Source organism: Synechocystis sp. FACHB-383, assembly GCF_014698605.1.
GTDB lineage: Bacteria > Cyanobacteriota > Cyanobacteriia > Cyanobacteriales > Microcystaceae > Synechocystis > Synechocystis salina.
Genome location: NZ_JACJTJ010000030.1, coordinates 72583 through 90032 on the forward strand (window position 1 = coordinate 72583; position 17450 = coordinate 90032).

The 17450-nt window shown below is 46.6% G+C and carries 17 protein-coding genes; 6 read left to right on the forward strand and 11 right to left on the reverse strand.

Annotated features, from left to right (window positions below):
* Nucleotides 1-252: 252 nt before the first annotated feature.
* The 3 genes from H6G45_RS08470 to H6G45_RS08480 are packed head-to-tail and all read right to left on the reverse strand — an operon-like array spanning nucleotide 253 to nucleotide 4277.
* Nucleotides 253-1578: a mechanosensitive ion channel domain-containing protein gene (locus H6G45_RS08470; RefSeq protein ID WP_190598018.1), complete on the reverse strand. Its 1326-nt coding sequence runs from the start codon at nucleotides 1576-1578 to the stop codon at nucleotides 253-255.
* Nucleotides 1559-2908, reverse strand: coding sequence for an extracellular solute-binding protein (locus tag H6G45_RS08475; RefSeq protein ID WP_190598019.1), 1350 nt, complete (start codon nucleotides 2906-2908; stop codon nucleotides 1559-1561). Before H6G45_RS08475 ends, H6G45_RS08470 begins: the two co-directional genes overlap by 20 nt.
* Nucleotides 2901-4277 carry a cytochrome c biogenesis protein gene (locus H6G45_RS08480; RefSeq protein WP_190598020.1) on the reverse strand — a complete coding sequence of 459 codons (1377 nt, stop codon included), beginning with the start codon at nucleotides 4275-4277 and terminating at the stop codon, nucleotides 2901-2903. The genes H6G45_RS08475 and H6G45_RS08480 overlap by 8 nt, the downstream gene beginning before the upstream one ends.
* A gap of 399 nt (nucleotides 4278-4676) precedes the next feature.
* Between H6G45_RS08480 and katG the strand changes: the two genes are divergently transcribed.
* Together katG and hslO are read left to right on the forward strand one after the other, a co-directional pair.
* Nucleotides 4677-6866, forward strand: coding sequence for a catalase/peroxidase HPI (gene katG / locus H6G45_RS08485; RefSeq protein WP_190598021.1), 2190 nt, complete (start codon nucleotides 4677-4679; stop codon nucleotides 6864-6866).
* A gap of 48 nt (nucleotides 6867-6914) precedes the next feature.
* On the forward strand, nucleotides 6915-7823 hold the full coding sequence (gene hslO, locus H6G45_RS08490) for an Hsp33 family molecular chaperone HslO (RefSeq protein ID WP_190598022.1): 909 nt from the start codon (nucleotides 6915-6917) through the stop codon (nucleotides 7821-7823).
* A 58-nt stretch (nucleotides 7824-7881) separates the two neighbouring features.
* Here hslO and H6G45_RS08495 read toward each other — a convergent pair whose 3' ends face one another.
* From H6G45_RS08495 to H6G45_RS08530, 8 genes are all read right to left on the reverse strand, one after another.
* Entirely contained in the window at nucleotides 7882-8547 is a 666-nt protein-coding gene (locus tag H6G45_RS08495) for a Uma2 family endonuclease (RefSeq protein ID WP_190598023.1), read from the reverse strand.
* Between the two features lie 96 nt (nucleotides 8548-8643).
* The gene (locus H6G45_RS08500; RefSeq protein ID WP_190598024.1) at nucleotides 8644-9240 is read right to left on the reverse strand and encodes a heme-copper oxidase subunit III; all 597 of its coding nucleotides are present in this window, start codon (nucleotides 9238-9240) and stop codon (nucleotides 8644-8646) included.
* Between the two features lie 56 nt (nucleotides 9241-9296).
* On the reverse strand, nucleotides 9297-10931 hold the full coding sequence (locus H6G45_RS08505; protein ID WP_190598025.1) for a cbb3-type cytochrome c oxidase subunit I: 1635 nt from the start codon (nucleotides 10929-10931) through the stop codon (nucleotides 9297-9299).
* Nucleotides 10932-11078: 147 nt separating this feature from the next.
* Nucleotides 11079-11705 carry a Uma2 family endonuclease gene (locus tag H6G45_RS08510; RefSeq protein WP_190598026.1) on the reverse strand — a complete coding sequence of 209 codons (627 nt, stop codon included), beginning with the start codon at nucleotides 11703-11705 and terminating at the stop codon, nucleotides 11079-11081.
* A gap of 30 nt (nucleotides 11706-11735) precedes the next feature.
* Nucleotides 11736-12575: a prephenate/arogenate dehydrogenase gene (locus H6G45_RS08515; protein ID WP_190598027.1), complete on the reverse strand. Its 840-nt coding sequence runs from the start codon at nucleotides 12573-12575 to the stop codon at nucleotides 11736-11738.
* Nucleotides 12576-12634: 59 nt separating this feature from the next.
* A complete protein-coding gene (locus tag H6G45_RS08520) occupies nucleotides 12635-12913 on the reverse strand; it encodes a BrnA antitoxin family protein (RefSeq protein ID WP_190598028.1) in 279 nt (92 codons plus the stop codon).
* Nucleotides 12876-13151: a BrnT family toxin gene (locus H6G45_RS08525; protein ID WP_190598029.1), complete on the reverse strand. Its 276-nt coding sequence runs from the start codon at nucleotides 13149-13151 to the stop codon at nucleotides 12876-12878. The genes H6G45_RS08520 and H6G45_RS08525 overlap by 38 nt, the downstream gene beginning before the upstream one ends.
* A gap of 72 nt (nucleotides 13152-13223) precedes the next feature.
* Nucleotides 13224-14195 (reverse strand): glutaminase, encoded by a 972-nt coding sequence (locus H6G45_RS08530; protein ID WP_190598030.1) that lies wholly within the window; start codon nucleotides 14193-14195, stop codon nucleotides 13224-13226.
* 34 nt (nucleotides 14196-14229) lie between these two features.
* On the opposite strand from H6G45_RS08530, the gene H6G45_RS08535 reads away from it, so the two are divergent.
* The 4 genes from H6G45_RS08535 to H6G45_RS08550 all read left to right on the forward strand — a co-directional run bounded on the left by H6G45_RS08535 (nucleotide 14230) and on the right by H6G45_RS08550 (nucleotide 17272).
* Nucleotides 14230-15906, forward strand: coding sequence for a M14 family metallopeptidase (locus tag H6G45_RS08535; RefSeq protein ID WP_190598031.1), 1677 nt, complete (start codon nucleotides 14230-14232; stop codon nucleotides 15904-15906).
* Between the two features lie 62 nt (nucleotides 15907-15968).
* Nucleotides 15969-16232, forward strand: coding sequence for a 50S ribosomal protein L7/L12 (locus H6G45_RS08540; RefSeq protein ID WP_228017159.1), 264 nt, complete (start codon nucleotides 15969-15971; stop codon nucleotides 16230-16232).
* A gap of 582 nt (nucleotides 16233-16814) precedes the next feature.
* The gene (locus tag H6G45_RS08545) at nucleotides 16815-17003 is read left to right on the forward strand and encodes an NblA/ycf18 family protein (RefSeq protein ID WP_190598033.1); all 189 of its coding nucleotides are present in this window, start codon (nucleotides 16815-16817) and stop codon (nucleotides 17001-17003) included.
* A gap of 86 nt (nucleotides 17004-17089) precedes the next feature.
* Nucleotides 17090-17272 (forward strand): NblA/ycf18 family protein, encoded by a 183-nt coding sequence (locus H6G45_RS08550; protein WP_010872581.1) that lies wholly within the window; start codon nucleotides 17090-17092, stop codon nucleotides 17270-17272.
* The last annotated feature ends 178 nt before the right edge of the window (nucleotides 17273-17450 follow it).

Below are 17450 nucleotides of genomic sequence, written 5' to 3' on the forward strand. Positions count from 1 at the left end.
AATCGGCGATGGGCTCCCTATGGCAAAGGAGGGAAAGTTAACAGGACTTAAATTTCTTGCCAGAACTAAAGTAAATTTAAACCATATTGCAGCCCGGGCTTGGCTCCCAATGGACAAAAATGGGATGGGTGCCAAACAAAATTATAAAGGCCTTTTTTGATGGGCATCTCAGTCCATAAACTTTCTTGCTTTTAATTAAGTTGCTTGTAATCCAGTCAACAGTCACTGATGGCAGGGTTTCAAAGCATCGTTTCAGTCAGTGCGGAGATGTAAATCCCGCTGGGGATAGGGAATTTCAATGTCGAGTTCCTTGAACTTTTGCCAAATTCTACAACGGAGCTCGCTGGAAACCTTCTTCCTACTTACGGGATTATCAAGCCAAAACTTGATTTCAAAATTCATACTGGAGTCGGCAAAATCTAACAAAAAAGCGGCGGGCTTAGGTTGGGGAAGAATATCAGGATTATCTGTGGCTAAATCTAGTAATAAATCAATGACTTGACGAGGATTTGCTTTATAACTAGCCCCCACTATCACACTACAATAAACAAGGTGATTTCTACCAGTATAAGTATTAACTTCTTCTGTAAAAAAGACTTGATTGGGAATAATTCGATCAGTATTATCTCGAATAATGTTAACCGTGGCAGCCCGTAGCCCTAATCGTTCCACCCGACTCATCTCTCCTCCTACATTAATCACATCTCCTGGTTTTAAAGCCCCTTCCATCAATAACCAGACTCCACTGACAAAATTACTGATTACTTCTTTTAGACCAAAGCCAATTCCAACAGATAGCCCCCCTGTAACTGTGGCAAAAATAGCTGGATTAATGCCCACATAGCCTAAAATACCAAAAAGACCAAAGCCAATTAAACCGTAATTAATTAACACTGAAACTGCCCGAATAAAACCAGGATCAAATTGGCTGCCATTGGAGATTAAATAAATAATTATTTTACAAATTAAGGAGGAAAGTATCACCCAGAGATAAACCCCAAAGGTGATCAATAAAATACTCCTAATGGTGACAGGGGTTTGAAAGGCATCAAAAAATGGAGTGCTGACCAAAGGAAGATAATCTTCTACTAAATTAATTGTGCTAGCTACAAAGAAATAAAAGAGTATTGGACGGAATAAATGGGAGCGATAATATTCAATTTCTTGAATGGGAAAACAAAAGCTAGCAAAAAAAATAACAGCCCGATAAAATATAAATATTAATGTTAAGATAATAGCGTGATCAATTAGTCCATCATAATAGCTATGTTGTCGATAAATAGTATGAACAAATAATAACAGTAAAAATAGAAGCGATGGTAATAGAAAAAAATGCCCAGCCCATAGCAAGCAATCAAGGGGCGATCGCCGGGGAGAATAATTTAAAAAAAATTGGGCACTGTGATACTTTTTTCTTAACCACCACCAGATGATTTTAGCCGTGGCATAGGCGGTAATCATAGCTCCCAAGATTAAGACCAATTGTCCCTGCACCAAAGGCCGTTGCCCCATATGCCAAAAACTGAAGAAAACTGACTCTAAAGGGGAAAAGTCAAGGTCACTGATGCTTTGATTCATGGTCTGCTTGCTCACCAAAATATTGATTGGTTTGTTCCGTAATTTCCTGGGCCGCTGCTTGGGAAGTAATTGCCCCAGAAAGGACACTGGTGTAAAATCTTTCGCCAATATCTAGCATAAATTCTATTTTATCGATTTCTTTCATGCTATAAGAAGTAGCGGTTAAGGATTGTTTTTTTAATTGCGCTTGGATGGTAAAAAGACTAGATGGTATTTGCACATGAACATTAACTGGAATGGCAGATCTAGACTCTAAAATCCATTGTTGCTGCTGTTCAGTATTGGTAAAAAAAGTAGCAGCTTTTAGGGCTAAACCGCGCTGTTCGTCATTGCTTGTTGGATTTAAAACAAAAGAAAAACCAGTTAATGCTGGCGAAGAAGGGGCTCCCGGTAGACCGGGCAGGGGAGCAATGCCCAAATTTTCCAGACCTACACTGGCAATTAGTTCTGGGATAGCCAAACTCCAACAGGTAATGTAGGCTAATCTCCCTTCGCTAAAAGCCCGATTAGTAGCTAAGGAAGTGGGAATAAAAACAACGTTTGGTTCATTTTTGATGGTAATTAGAAATTCCATCCACTTACTCCAAGCCCCCTGGTTTAAAATCACTTCTCCTTCTTGATTAAAAACTTTGCCACCAAAGGCTCCTAGTCCCCATAAAGTATCACTAAAATTTGAAGTAATGCCAAAGGAATAGCCCTGACGAGAAAGGCTAACTATTTCATCTAAATTAGTGGGAACTTGTTTAACTTTTTTCTTGTTATAACAAAGGGTTTGGGTGCCTAAAGTAACGGGAATTGCATACAACTTTCCTCCATATTCCATCTGGCTGAGGGCATCCTGACGAAAATTATCCAGCGCAATCTCATTGTAAGGAATTGGAAACAGAGCATTGCGTTCCATTAATCGCCCTAAATACAGATTTTTAGTCAAAACTAAATCAGGGCCAAAACCGTGGTCAATATCGTGCAGGTAGGGTTCTAAAAGGTCGTCACTGGCAACAAATTTATAATTGACTTTAACGTTAGGATAAGCTTTTTTAAATTCATCCACCATGCCCGCTAAATATTGATGATAGCGTTCTACTTGGGACTCATGTAGGTAAGCAGAATCTAGAGCGAACCAAATGAGTAAAGTACCTTTATCAGGATTAATATTTCCACTGGGAACTGATTCTTGAAAATTTCTCAGAAATACTGGGTAGCTAGTAATGTCCGTTCCACAGCCGCCAGCTAAAAAAGATATTGCTGTAAACAGAACTATCCCCATTGCCCCAGGGAAATTTAAAAAGGGAAAAAATCTGTCCCACCAGGGTTGATTAACCTTAGGCATTAACTTTGATCTCGCTGTTCAGATCACCCTGTCCTTGCTCGGCGATCGCCAATATTTCTCGCTCAAAAGCTACCTGGGCCCGGTTAGTTCTTCCTCCTAAATAGATCTCTCCTTGACCATCCCTCTGGACACTCAATAACCATACTTGGGAATGGGAAACATAACTCATCATTACCCCCAGCATCAATAAACCAAAGCCAAGATAAACAAAGGGAATGCCCGGATCAGCTTTAATTTGCAAACCAGTACTACCCACTAATTCTTTAATTGTTATATTGACTCCGTTAATTTCCACTGTAGAACCAGCCCGCACCGCATCGGTTAAATTTCCCGCTTGGTCATAAATGATCATCGTACCTTGGAGGTCTTTAACTAATAGGGCTGCACCTTCGCTAAAGTCGGTTTTAGTGGGAATGTAAGCTCCCCACAACTGGCCACCATTGGCGGTTTGTAAAGGGGCCATGGGAAGTTGCAACACAGGACTATTGTTGAGCTGCACTTTCACCCCGGCAATGCCCCAATTGGTTTGATAAAAAGTAACTCCCTGATGACGTAAAGGGTGATTAACGGAGATGGTTTGGCGGTCTAATTCTTCTCCCTCACTGCTAACCACAGACAAATCAGAATAGAATTGATCGATGGCCCCATCTTCCGTGTAATCAATCCAAAAACGATTAACTTTGATACCCCAATCTTTAGGGATTTGCTTGTCGGCAAGGGGACCTTTTTCGATAATGTTATTTACTTGAAATGTTTCGCCACTGGGAATCATATGTTGGGCAAAAAATCCTGTTAATGCGCCCCAAATTGCCCCTCCCAGAATAATTAACATGGCGGCATGGACAATGATAGGACCTATTTTTCCCATTAAACCTTTACGGGCGTAAATACTGTCACCTTCTTGGAAAATTTTGTATCCCCTATTCTGGAGTAAATCTTCAATTTTGTTTCTATCTCCATGGGGCAGGGAAAAACTTAGGGCTAGTTTGTTAAACTGCCTTGGTTGGTGATAAAATTGCCAACTGCGGGCCGCTTTTAAAGCAGGAAATTGGCGGTTAAATGTACAAGCAGTTAGGCTAGAACCAAAAAGTATTAGCAAGCCCAAAAACCACCAGGTTCGATAGACCTGATTCAAACCTAGTTGTAAAATTACCTGCCAACTTAAGAATCCAAATAATGCCGGATCTTCAGGATAATTTTGTTGATAAAAACTCAAACTTTCCCCCTGTTCAATTACCGTGCCACTGATACTAAAAACGGCAATCAATAGCAAAAGGGCGATCGCCAGACGGAGATCTGCCAGGGTTTTCAGGCACTGTCGACCTAACTGCTGCAAAAAGTTGGTAGGGGAAGAATTGGCAAGGGTCATGAAAGTGGCGACAGTTTTGAAGATAGCCCTATCATTGTGCCCCGATCGCCGGCTCCATGGCAACGAACCCTAAAGTGGGAGCCACAACCACACCTAGAGTCTATCGTTCTGGGAAATTCTACTCATTGACTAATGGTTAGCCCCGAGAGAATATGGCAGCATGGTCTTGATGGATCTTAAGCAGGCTTTCATCACTTTAGTTTGCCATTAGTTCAACAGCAGGTACGAATAAGTACACAAGAACCTACTGCCATTAGGAACCACATTCCAAACAAGCCAAGTAACCCCCTTATTCCCAGTCCTTCCCTTACAGGCAAGTATTTCCCTGACAGGAGAGTGGGGGAGTTAGTTCGATCTAAAAAATTTTCTTGATCCCCACACAATCAAAAAGGAAAAACCATGGTTAATAGCCAAGTACCGGCCGGTAAATGTCCTGTACTGCACGGAGCAAATACGACCGAGCAGAAAAATAACCTCAATTGGTGGCCCAATGGGTTGAACTTAGACATATTGCACCAGCATGACCAGAAAACAAACCCAATGGACGATGGGTTTAATTACGCGGAAGCCTTTCAGCAACTCGATTTGGCCGCCGTCAAAAAAGATCTACACCATCTGATGACCGATAGCCAGAGTTGGTGGCCCGCCGACTGGGGCCATTATGGCGGGTTGATGATTCGTATGGCCTGGCATGCCGCTGGCACCTATCGCATTGCTGATGGTCGGGGCGGTGCCGCTACTGGTAACCAACGTTTTGCCCCCCTTAATAGCTGGCCTGATAACGTCAATTTGGACAAAGCCCGTCGCCTGCTCTGGCCAATTAAAAAGAAATACGGAAATAAACTTTCCTGGGGAGATTTGATCATTCTGGCCGGCACCATGGCCTATGAGTCTATGGGGCTCAAGGTTTATGGTTTTGCTGGTGGTCGGGAAGACATTTGGCACCCGGAAAAGGACATTTACTGGGGGTCAGAAAAGGAATGGCTTGCTTCCAGTGATCACCGCTATGGCAGTGAAGACCGGGAAAGCTTAGACAATCCCTTGGCCGCCGTACAAATGGGATTAATTTACGTTAACCCTGAGGGGGTGGATGGCCAGCCGGATCCTTTGCGTACAGCCCAGGATGTCCGCACTACCTTTGCCCGCATGGCCATGAATGATGAGGAAACCGTTGCCCTTACCGCCGGGGGCCATACCGTAGGAAAATGCCATGGCAACAGTAAAGCTGAGCTGATGGGGCCAGAACCGGAAGGGGCCGATGTGGCGGAGCAGGGCTTGGGTTGGCATAACCGGAACGGCAAAGGTGTCGGACGGGAGGCCATGACCAGCGGCATTGAAGGAGCGTGGACTACCCACCCGACCCAGTGGGATAACGGTTACTTTTACATGTTGTTTAACCACGAGTGGGAACTGAAGAAAAGTCCTGCCGGGGCTTGGCAATGGGAGCCGGTCAGCATTAAAGAGGAAGATAAACCCGTCGATGTGGAGGATCCAAATGTCCGCCACAATCCCATCATGACTGATGCAGATATGGCCATGATCAAGGACCCCATCTACCGAGAAATTTCGGAGCGTTTCTATCGGGAGCCGGATTATTTTGCGGAGGTATTTGCCAAGGCCTGGTTTAAGTTGACCCATCGGGATCTGGGACCTAAAAGCCGTTACCTTGGCCCCGATGTGCCCCAGGAAGATTTGATTTGGCAAGACCCCATTCCCTCAGTGGACTACAGTCTTTCTGAAGGGGAAATTAAGGAGTTAGAACAACAAATCCTTGCCTCTGGCCTCACCGTTGCCGAATTGGTCTGTACTGCTTGGGATAGCGCCCGTACCTTCCGTAGCTCGGATTATCGGGGAGGAGCCAATGGGGCCCGAATTCGTTTGGAACCTCAAAAGAATTGGCTCGGCAATGAAACCGCTCGATTAGCCAAAGTCTTGACTGTGCTAGAAAATATCCAAGCTAATTTTGCTAAGCCGGTTAGTCTAGCGGATTTAATTGTGCTGGGAGGGGGAGCGGCGATCGCCAAAGCAGCCCTTGATGGGGGGATTGAAGTTAATGTCCCCTTTTCACCCGGTCGGGGGGATGCCACCCAAGCCATGACCGATGCCGAATCCTTTGCCCCCCTAGAACCGGTCCACGATGGCTATCGTAACTGGCTCAAACAGGATTATGCTGTGTCACCGGAAGAGTTACTGTTGGAGCGCACCCAACTCATGGGGCTAACGGCACCGGAAATGACTGTTTTAATCGGTGGTATGCGGGTGTTGGGCACCAACCATGGGGGTGCTAGCCATGGTGTCTTCACCGATCGGGTGGGGGTATTGAGTAACGACTTCTTTGTCAATTTGACTGACATGGCCTACCAATGGCGGCCGGCGGGCAACAATCTCTATGAAGTCGGCGATCGCCAAACGGAGGAAGTGAAATGGACTGCCACCAAAGTTGACCTAGTGTTTGGTTCCAACTCAATCCTGCGCTCCTATGCAGAGGTGTATGCCCAGGACGACAATCGGGAAAAATTTGTCCATGATTTTGTGGCCGCCTGGAATAAGGTGATGAATGCTGACCGGTTTGATCTCCCTAGGGACTAGTTGGCAAAATAGAAGAATCACAAAATTCAGGCAACATTTCAGCAATCCATGGCAGATCAATTAATCCGCGCCACCGCCGCCGATGGGGGTATTCGCGCAGTGGGGGTAATTACCACCAACCTGACCGAAGAAGCCCGCCAACGCCATCGACTTTCCTACGTTGCCACCGCTGCTCTCGGCCGCACCATGGCCGCCGGGTTACTGTTGGCTTCCAGCATGAAGCAGGAGAAATCCCGGGTAAATATCCGCATCCGTGGTAATGGTCCCCTGGGGGGTCTGTTGGTGGATGCGGGCTTAGACGGTACAGTGCGGGGTTACGTACAAAATCCCTCGGTGGAACTACCTCCCAATGCCCAAGGTAAGTTGGACGTGGGGGGCGCAGTGGGTCAGGATGGCTTTCTCTATGTGGTACGGGATGTGGGCTTTGGCTATCCCTACTCCAGCACGGTGGAGTTAGTTTCCGGGGAAATTGGTGAGGATGTCACCCATTATTTGGTTACCTCCGAACAGACTCCCTCCGCCCTATTATTGGGAGTTTTTGTGGGCAAGGATGGGGTAACCGCCGCTGGGGGTCTACTGTTACAGGTAATGCCCAAGGCCGCCCGGGACGAAGCCTTAGTTGCCGCTCTGGAATCCCGGCTGGGACACCTGACTGGCTTCACTCCCCTTTTACGTTCGGGCAAATCCCTCAAAGATATCTTTCAAGAATTGTTGGGGGATTTTGGTCTGGCCATTTTGCCGGAAGTGCAACTTTTGCGCTTTGATTGTCGCTGTTCCTTTCCTCGGGTATTGGGCGCTCTAAAAATCCTGGGGCAAGATGAACTAGAAGATATGATCGAAAAGGACAATGGAGCCGAAGCCACCTGCGATTTTTGTGGTGAGGTCTACCAGGCCGATCGCCATCATCTGGCCCAGTTAATTGGGGAAATTCAGCGAGAAAAAGCCGAACAGCTTTAACTAACTGCATCTGCCCAGAAATAGCTAATAAGTGATTAGGGGGAAAGGTAGCAAACAGTTAACGGTTGGCCCTTAACCATTGACGAAACTCCTTCAGGGCCGCCGTCTCCCCGATCGCCAAACTACGTTCAATTAGTAAAGGCACCTGTTCCAGGGACAAAAACGGAAAGGTGGGACTCTGATTCACGGGCTCGTATTGCCTCGACTCTGGATTAAGAACAAATACAGCTAGGCGATCGCCGTCATAACGCCAAATTTCCGGTATGCCTAAATTGCTGTAGATGGGAAACTTATCCAAGGAGCCACTGGTAATATCAATTTCTAAAACTAAATCGGGCGGCGGATCCACTGTGAGGTCAATGTGTTGCTTGCCCCGCACCTGGGGTTCATTTTTTATGTAATAACAGGAATCCGGCTCTACCCCTTGTTTAGTTCGATCAATTTTTAATGTTAATGAGCCAAACTTTTTAAGATTTAAACCTAGTTCATCGGCGATCGCTCGAATGAGGTCATCAATAAAGCGATTGTTGTTTTCGTGAACACCCAAGGGACTCATGATTTCTAAAATTCCACAGTCATACGCAAGTCTTTGCCCTCGTTTTTCTCCTAACTCTTCTAGTAACTGATTGAACGTATTCCAACTAACTGGATTGAGCAAAATCAAATGCTCCGCTTTGGGCTTAGTTAAATTTTCTTGTTGACGAGTTTCTAGATCAACCACCATCTCACTATCTCCCCCCAGGAATTCTATGCTTGTTAAAAAACAATCTTTTTACCCTGATCCTACTCCGGGATGCTTGGTCTGAATAAGTCCGAAGACTTAATTCACCGGCCAAAGATAGAGCAAAATAAACAAAATAATCCAAATAACATCGACAAAATGCCAAAACAAGGCGATCGCCGTCACCCCCTCATGGCCCCCATCAAAATTATGGGGCTGGAGAGAGCGCCAATACATATAAAGCAAAAGGCAAACCCCGGTAAAAACGTGCAGTCCGTGGAAACCAGTCAGCAAGAAGAAAGTTCCTCCCGCTGATCCCGCATCCAGACCAAAGGGCATACCAGCCCACTCCGCCGCCTGACCAAAAAGAAAAACAATACCTAGACTGATGGTGGCTAACCACAATAGGCGAAACAACTTCATTTCTCCCCGATGCAGGGCTTTTTCCGCCAAAATAATCGCCCCGCTACTGGTGACTAGCACCACGGTGTTAATGGCTCCCCTAGTCACATCTAAACCGTCTACTCCAGGGGGAAACCAGGGTTTATTGGTCAGCCGCAGAATGGTGTAGGTAACAAAAAAGCTGAGAAATACCACACTTTCCGACATTAAAAAGACGGGAAAACCAAAGCCTAAATTATCCGGTTCCTGCTCTTCCGTCGGTTCGCTATGGGGGAGATGATTACCTGATTCCATAAAATTTCCTCGTATGCTTGCTCAGTTAACGGGGTCAACGGCGGAAAAAGCCCACCCTAAGTCGTTACTTCCGTGGTCAAATCTGTAGGGCGATCGTAGCCATAGGGTTCCACTGTAATGGTGGGAATAACTTCAAAATTTTCCTCCGGTGGCGGTGAAGGTGTGGTCCACTCCAAACCTAAAGAATTCCAGGGATTATTGCCCACCCGACGACCCTGAAAAGCAGATGCCACCATATTGGCAATGAAGGGCAAAGTGGACATGCCCAGCAAGAACGCTCCTAAACTAGCCACCACATTCCAAGCTGTGTATTCCGGGTCGTAGGAAGAAATGCGCCGTAACATCCCCTGTAGTCCGATGGGATGCATGGGGAAAAAGTTTAGGTTGGCACCAATGAAAGTCAAAGCAAAATGGAGCTTACCCCAGGCTTCGTTATACATACGCCCAGTCATTTTCGGGAACCAGAAGTAAATCGCCCCATAAATGGCCATGGTCACGGTGCCGAAGACAACGTAATGGAAATGCCCCACCACAAAGTAGGTGTTATTAACGTGTAAATCGAAGGGGGCGGAAGCTAACATAATGCCCGTAATGCCAGCAAATAGGAACATCAAAATTCCCCCTAAGCAAAACAACATGGGGGTTTTCAGGCGCAAACTTCCTCGCCACACCGTGGCTGTCCAGGCCAAAACCTTAATGCCGGTGGGCACCGCAATAAGCATGGTGCTAGCCATGAAAAACATTCGCATCCAGTTGGGGGTGGCACTGGTAAACATGTGGTGTACCCAGACGAAGGTGCCTTGGATAGCAATGAGAAAAGAAGAGATGGCGACGGTTTTATAGCCAAAGAGTGGTTTACGGGCAAAAACCGGTAGTATTTCCGAAAATACCCCAAAGGCGGGCAGGGCCATGACGTACACGGCCGGGTGGGAATAGAACCAAAATAAGTGTTGGTAAATAATCGGGTTGCCCTGGTTAAAGGGGTCAAAAAAGGTGGTGCCAAAGGAGAGGTCAAATAGCAACATGATGGCCCCGCCTGTCAACGCTGGCAGACAAAAGAGTTGCAAAATTTGGGCACTTAAAATTGTCCAGACGTAAACAGGCATTTTTAGCAAAGTCAGTCCCGGTGCCCGCAATTTCCAAACGGTGGTGACAAAGTTAACCCCCCCCATGATGGAGGAAACACCGGAAGTGGCTACTGCCAAAAGCCAAAGAAATTCACCATTAATAAAATTGCCCGACGGATTTTGGATGCTCACCGGCGGATAGGACCACCAGCCGGCCTGGGCTGTGCCAGTGGGCAGAAAAAAGCTACTAATCAGTAATACTCCCACCACGGGCATGAGCCAAAAGGCGATCGCATTTAACACTGGAAAAGCTACGTCTTTAGCACCAATCATTAGGGGAATTAAGTAATTGGCTAATCCCACATTGGCGGGAAAAATCCAGAGGAAAATCATCATGGTGCCGTGGAGGGTGAATAGACCGTTGTAGAGGCTACGGTCCACCACGTCCAATTGGGGGGTAAGCAATTCTGCCCGGATAATCATGGCCAATAATCCCGCCACTAAGAAAAAGCAGAAGGACATCAGCAAATATTGAATGCCGATGACTTTATGGTCCGTGCTGAATTTGAGATAGTCGTGCCAGGGGCGTTGAAAGGGAACCGATGCGGTGGGCTGGTGGGTCATGCGCTCTGAGCGGGAAAGGGCAGTGCTTGTTTATTTTTAACAGAAAGCCATGCCGGGGGCACCGATTGTTCCTAAATTCGTTCTGGATTAATGCTCAATTTCCCTAATTTATCCCCCTGGCGATCGCCGTTCTCAATTTATCCATCCCTATTGTCCATAGGCTAATACTTGTCCTGCCGTCAGATTGAGGTCAGGAAATTGGGAAGAGATAATAGGATCATCTCCGCGCAACAGTTGCATTTGATAGTCACCGTCAACCAATTGGCAGATTGTTAGGGTTGGTTGCTTGGGGCGGCCAATGTAACGAGTTCCTCCCAGCCCGCTATGATCAACAATCCAATATTCGGGAATACCCAAAGTGGCATAGTCCTCGACTTTACGGGCATAGTCGTTTTGCCAATTACCACTCACCACTTCTGCGATTAGTCGAATGGAACTCCCCAAGGTAAGAATGGATTGTTCTGGCCACAGGGTTTCCTCAATCAGGGCAGGGCGATCAACAACCATCACATCGGGACGAAAAGCAGTCATAGTCGTACTACTTGGCCGTAAAAGTCCCCTTTGTAGAATAAACCAGGGGAAATTGGCTTTGTCAATTTGGGTGCAGAGTTTGAGGGTGATAAAGGCGGCAATCTCTTCGTGGATTCCTGTCGGTTCCAAGTCAATCAGTTCTCCGTCAATTAATTCATAGCGATTGTCATCCCCATAGTGGAGACAAAACTGCTCGATGTTTAAAAGTGTTTTCTGGAAATCCCTATTGTTCAGAAGGATCATCGGTTATTTCCCCTGGCGATCGCCATTGGTTCACTTAATATAACTTTCCCGATCGCCGTTGGTTTGTTGTAAAAGACGATGGAGTTCAGACCATTGTTGGTTATTAATCAGGGTAATCAGGTTATCCAACTGTTGGCGATAATCTTGCAAGCTTTTGAGCAAAGCCTGTTGGTTATAGGTGGCCATCATGGTGCCCAACTCCGGGTTGCCTCCCCCCACCCGGCTGGTATCCCGAAAGCCCGAACTGGCTAGGTTTTGGGCTAATGTGAGAATATCCGCATTTTTTTCTCCAGCACAGGCTTGGATCAAAGCAGCACTGACCATCACCGGTAGGTGGGAAATCCAGGCCACCGCCTGGTCATGGTCTTCTGGGGTACAAAGGTAAGTTTTTACCCCCAGGGGTTCCAACACTGAACGCAAACAAGCTAATTGAGCAGGGTTGGTATGTTCCGTGGGAGTAAGCACATAAGGAGCATTGACAAACAAATCTTCTTCCGCCCCATCAATGCCCTGGGCCGCTGTGCCCGCCATGGGATGGCCCCCAATAAACCCTGGCCAAAGTTGACTGGCTGGTGCGGCGATCGCCGTTTTGACCGAGGCCACATCGGTGACAATGGCCGTGGGAGCTAGGTGGGGAATAAGCTTCTCCAGGGTGGGCAAAATTAGTTGGATCGGAGTGCAAAGAAAAATCATTTTCGCTGTGTGCAGAAGAGATAAATCTTGCCCCGCTTCATCCACCAATTGCCTTTTTACTGCTTTTTCACAGGTGCTTTGTTGCCGGGATACTCCTATCAGATAATGGCCCTGACGACGCAAATCTCCCGCCAGGGAAGCTCCAATTAAACCTAAACCAACAACACCAATTTTCATTTGCCCAACTAAATTATTTTTAGACAACTCTCCATTCTGCAATCCCATACGAACTGAGTCTATTGTTGGTGCGCTTCCATATAGGCTCTTAGCAACTGATTGATTTGAGTTTGATAACCCCTCCCTTGGGATTTAAACCATTGCAAGACATCACTATCGATGCGGAGTGTGATTTGGGCTTTAGTTTTGGTCGCAGGTAAACCCCGCCGAACTATCGCCTTGGCAAACATTTCTGGGGTAACCTCCGGGCAATCGGACAAATCAATGTCTTCATCTTCCATGGCATCCAACCTTTGCCAATCAGTTTGAGAGTTGCTCGAAGTAAATTTTTTGTTCATATTTCGTTGCTTTTCTAGCGGAAATAATACGGGTGCAGTGCTTTGACTCAACATGGACAACAGCAACAACTCGCCCCTCCAATAAACCAAGTGTGACAAAACGTTGCTCTCCATAATCAGCACGATTATCTTCAACCGTGACAATGTCGCTATTAAACACGGCTGGAACATCGGCAAAATCTATGCCGTGCTTACGAAGATTGGAAAGACGTTTTGCTTCATCCCATTCATAGTCCATAACTAAACGGACACTAAGGTTTCTCAATTGTAGCTACATTTTGTCGTTACGCACATGTAATTGGAAAAATCTTCACTGCTTAAACTCTGCCAAAAACTCCAATAGGGCCAGGGGAGCTACCGGGTTTCCTTGTTCATTCAAAGGGGGGCTATAGCAAGCAAAAATGGTCGGTGACTGGGCTGGCAAACAGGCCAAAATCAAACCACTCACTCCCGACTTGCAAATAAATCCTGTGCGCTGAAAAAACGCTTCCGACATTTCATAAAGTCCTGCTTTGGCCATGGTTCCCTTGACTCTGACAGTGTTCTCCAGTTGTAGCGGCGCTTGGGGACACTGTAATGCCAGGCCAAGCTTGAATAAATCCTTGAGGCAACCACTCAAGCAACAAAGTTGGTTATAGGTTTCCAGAGCTAGGGCCGCATCTTCTACATAGCCTTTTTCCGCCAACAAATGGGCGATCGCCAGATTGCGGGGATTGGGTAGGGCATGGACGGAGGCCAATAGTTCTGGATCAAGCCAAAGTTGACATTGGGCGGTGTGATTTAACCAGGTGAGAAAATTTCTGCACCGTTGATTTGTTGTGGCCCCAGGGATATGACCTGCTAAACAAATGGCGCCACTGTTGACCATGGTATTGCGGGGATAACCCCCATCCTGCTCCAATTGCTCCACGGAATTAAACGGTAAATGGGAAGGGCGATCGCCAACTTTTTGCTGGGCCCACTGCCAACCCCGGTGATGGAGTATGTACAGCCACAGAAAGGGTTTAACCACACTCATCAAACTAAACGTTAGGTCGGTATCCCCTGTTTCGTAAATAATGCCGTGTTGGTCACCAATGTCTAGGGCAAAATTGCCTGGATTAACCAAGCCTAACTGGGGAATGTATTGGGGTAACTTACCGCTGAGGGCTCGGTGCTGGGCCGTTTCCACCCATTCTTGCCACTGGTGCGGTGTAATGGCTCTGTAATTGGCGATCGCCATGGTATTGGGTATAGATTGATGGTGTACGACTTTGGGATCCGAGTTTAGGCCAATCCCCATCGTTATTCACCCTTTGCGATCCGTTGCGTCCCCCATGACCGTTCCCCCTTTCGATTTCAGCCACTATTTCACCTACAAAGAAATAGACCAGTTTTTGCAACAACTTCAAACTAGTTACGGTTCCTTGCTAACGGTGCAAACCATTGGCCAAAGCTATGCTGGTAGAAACATTTGGGTGGCGATCGCCACTAATCAGGCCACAGGGGACTATCGTCATAAACCCGGTTACTGGATCGATGCCAACACCCATGCCGGAGAGGTAACGGGGTCGGCGGTGGCTTTGTATTGCCTGCATCAACTGATGACCAAGTATGAGGAAGATGCCCAAATTACCCACTTGCTCGACAATTACACAGTTTACGTCCTGCCCCGGTTAGCCATGGATGGGGCGGAGAAATATTTAACTACCCCCTACCTGTTACGTTCCAGTGTGCGACCCTACCCCTACCCCGAAGAACGGGATGGTTTATACCCCGAGGATGTCAACGGTGACGGTTTAATTTTACAAATGCGCCTTCCTGATCCCTGTGGGGCCTGGAAAATTTCTGACCAAGACCCCAGAGTCATGATCGGGCGATCGCCAGAGGAATTTGGCGGTGAATATTACACTTTGTTGCCAGAGGGTCTGATTCGCAACTATGACGGCTACGAGTTTGACCTCGCCCCCAGCCAGGAAGGATTGGACTTTAACCGCAACTATCCCCACCAATGGGCCCCGGAGGGACAACAGCAGGGGGCCGGAGATTTTCCTTTTTCTGAGCCGGAAACTAGGGCAGAGGCGGAATTTTGGCAACAGCATCGCAATATTAACGGTTTCATTAGCTACCACACCTATTCCGCCGTGATTCTGCGTCCCTACGCCTCCCAAGCAGATGAAAATTTACCCGTAGAGGATTTAAATGTGTACAAAATTCTGGGGGAAAAAGGCAAAGAATTAACCGGCTATAACTGCATTTCCGCCTACCACGATTTTCGCTACCATCCCAAGGAAGTCATCTATGGGGTGATGGATGATTATGCCTATGATCACTACGGTTGGTTTGGCTTTACAGTGGAACTTTGGGATGCTCCCACTGCGGCGGGCATTGAAAAAGAAGATTTAATCGAATGGTTCCGTTGGCATCCCCCGGAGGATGATTACAAGCTAATGCGATGGAATGACCAAGCCTTGAACGGCGAGGGTTTTGTCCATTGGCAACCCTTTGACCATCCCCAACTGGGTAAGGTGGAAATTGGCGGTTGGAGTTTTAAAACCATGTGGCAAAATGCCCCGGCCCAGTTTTTGCCCGAACTTTGCGAGCAACAGTTTCGCTTTGCCCTCACCCATGCCCTGATGTCCCCCTGCTTAGCAGTGGCTAAAACCGAAATCACCGCCCAGGGAGAAAATATTTACCAAATCACAGTGCAATGGGAAAACCAAGGTTTTTTACCCACCTACACTAGTCAAAAAGCGCTGGAACGAAAAGCGGTGCGCCCCATTCAAGTTTGCTTACAAAAGCCGGATAGCATGACCCTAATCACCGGCAAAGTTCACCAGGAATTACCTCATCTGGAAGGACGTTCCAATAAAACGAAATCTTCCTTAGCCAATGGAATTGATTATCGCTGTCACTTAACTTGGCTAATTAAGGGTCAGTCTGGAGAAAAGTTGACCATCACTGCCCAAGCTGAAAGGGCTGGCACGGTGCAAACAGAGTTAGTTTTATCCTAGGGGGTGGGCAATGGCAAAATCTTTTGCAAGTAACTTAATAAATCAGAAAAAGAGGTATGGACATGACTGTAGTTTTGATATTGGTAGTGCTAGTAATAATTTTTCTATTAACAATTTTTTTCCAGGGAGGTTCACCCACAATTAGCAAAGATTTTACTAATTCAAGAGACACTATTCAGCAACTGTCGGACGGTGAGAAGAAAGAAATTACGGCACTGTTAAGGCAAGGCAAGAAAATTGAGGCGATCAAAATCTGCCGCTCCCTCACTGGTTGTGGTCTCAAGGAAGCCAAAGACATGATGGAAAGATTGGAACGGGAAACCTGAATTGACCCTTTTCTCTGCATTATTTTCATCAACTCCGACCCTATAGAACTTCGCTCCACCATTTTTTCTTGGATGTAACCATAGGAGTCGCCGCATTCAAAGAAAACAAATTGTCAAAATAATTATCAAAATATTATTGATGGGTCTGGGCCGATACCTCGAACTCAGAAACGTTTAGTCAAATTCTCCATTCAACGAGCCAAAAACTAAATTAAAGACGGGGAATGATTAAAGAAATTAATGTGATCGATTAACAGAAAAAATTAGTGCCTAAATGTCGGTGAAAAATTTTTGTCAGTCAGAGTAAGGCTTTCCCGCATCATCACCGTCATAATCGGCGATCGCCAAGGGAGATGTTCAGATTGAGCATTTTTTTTCAAAAGCCCTTGCTAAAACAGACCACATATGCAGGGCGCCCCCAATTTTGACCAATCAGCGACTTCAAACCCCATTTTTTCCTCGGGGTTGCTAGGTTGGCCCGCCGTTTTGGGCAAGCTTGTATAGGCAGATACTGTTAATCAGGTCAACTTTTTGTTACATTTGTTTACAATAGAAAGGTAACCGCCTTGGAGGGCAACAGCTATGAAACCTGAATCCTTCGACCTCACCATTGAGCAGATGTTTGAGTTCCGCCGTATGCAGGACGCCGCCGCCGACATCAGCCAGGAGCAAGCCCTGGAACTTTTAGTGCAGGCTTCCCGACTGTTGATGATCAAATCCAACGTCATCCGGGACTTAATGCGCCAAGCTCCCCTGGAGCCCCTCGGTTAAGCACAGCCAAGCACAAAATTTAGCTTGCTTTCTTAGCCATTATTCACAATTTTTGACCGCCCCATTCTTTCAGGAGTGCGATCGCCATGATCAACAACGAAGCCTTTAACCTATCCTTAGAGCAGAAATTTCAACTGCAGTGTTTGCAACAGGAATATCAAGAACTAGACCGGGAGCAGACCGTTAACTATTTACTGGAAACCATGCAACAAATCATGGTGCGGGATAACCTGATCCGGGATTTGATGAAAAACTCCCTCCTCCCCTAGCCTGACTCTGGTTTTAGGCATCAAGTAGGGCCGCAACGGAAACCTTCGATGAAATCAAACAATCTGACCACCTTGCTTGACCAGCCACAGAGGAGTTTCAAAATCGACGGTGACTGTCAACAATTATCGAAAATCAACAACCCCCACTCCTCACCGTTGACCGTATGTTGTTAAACAT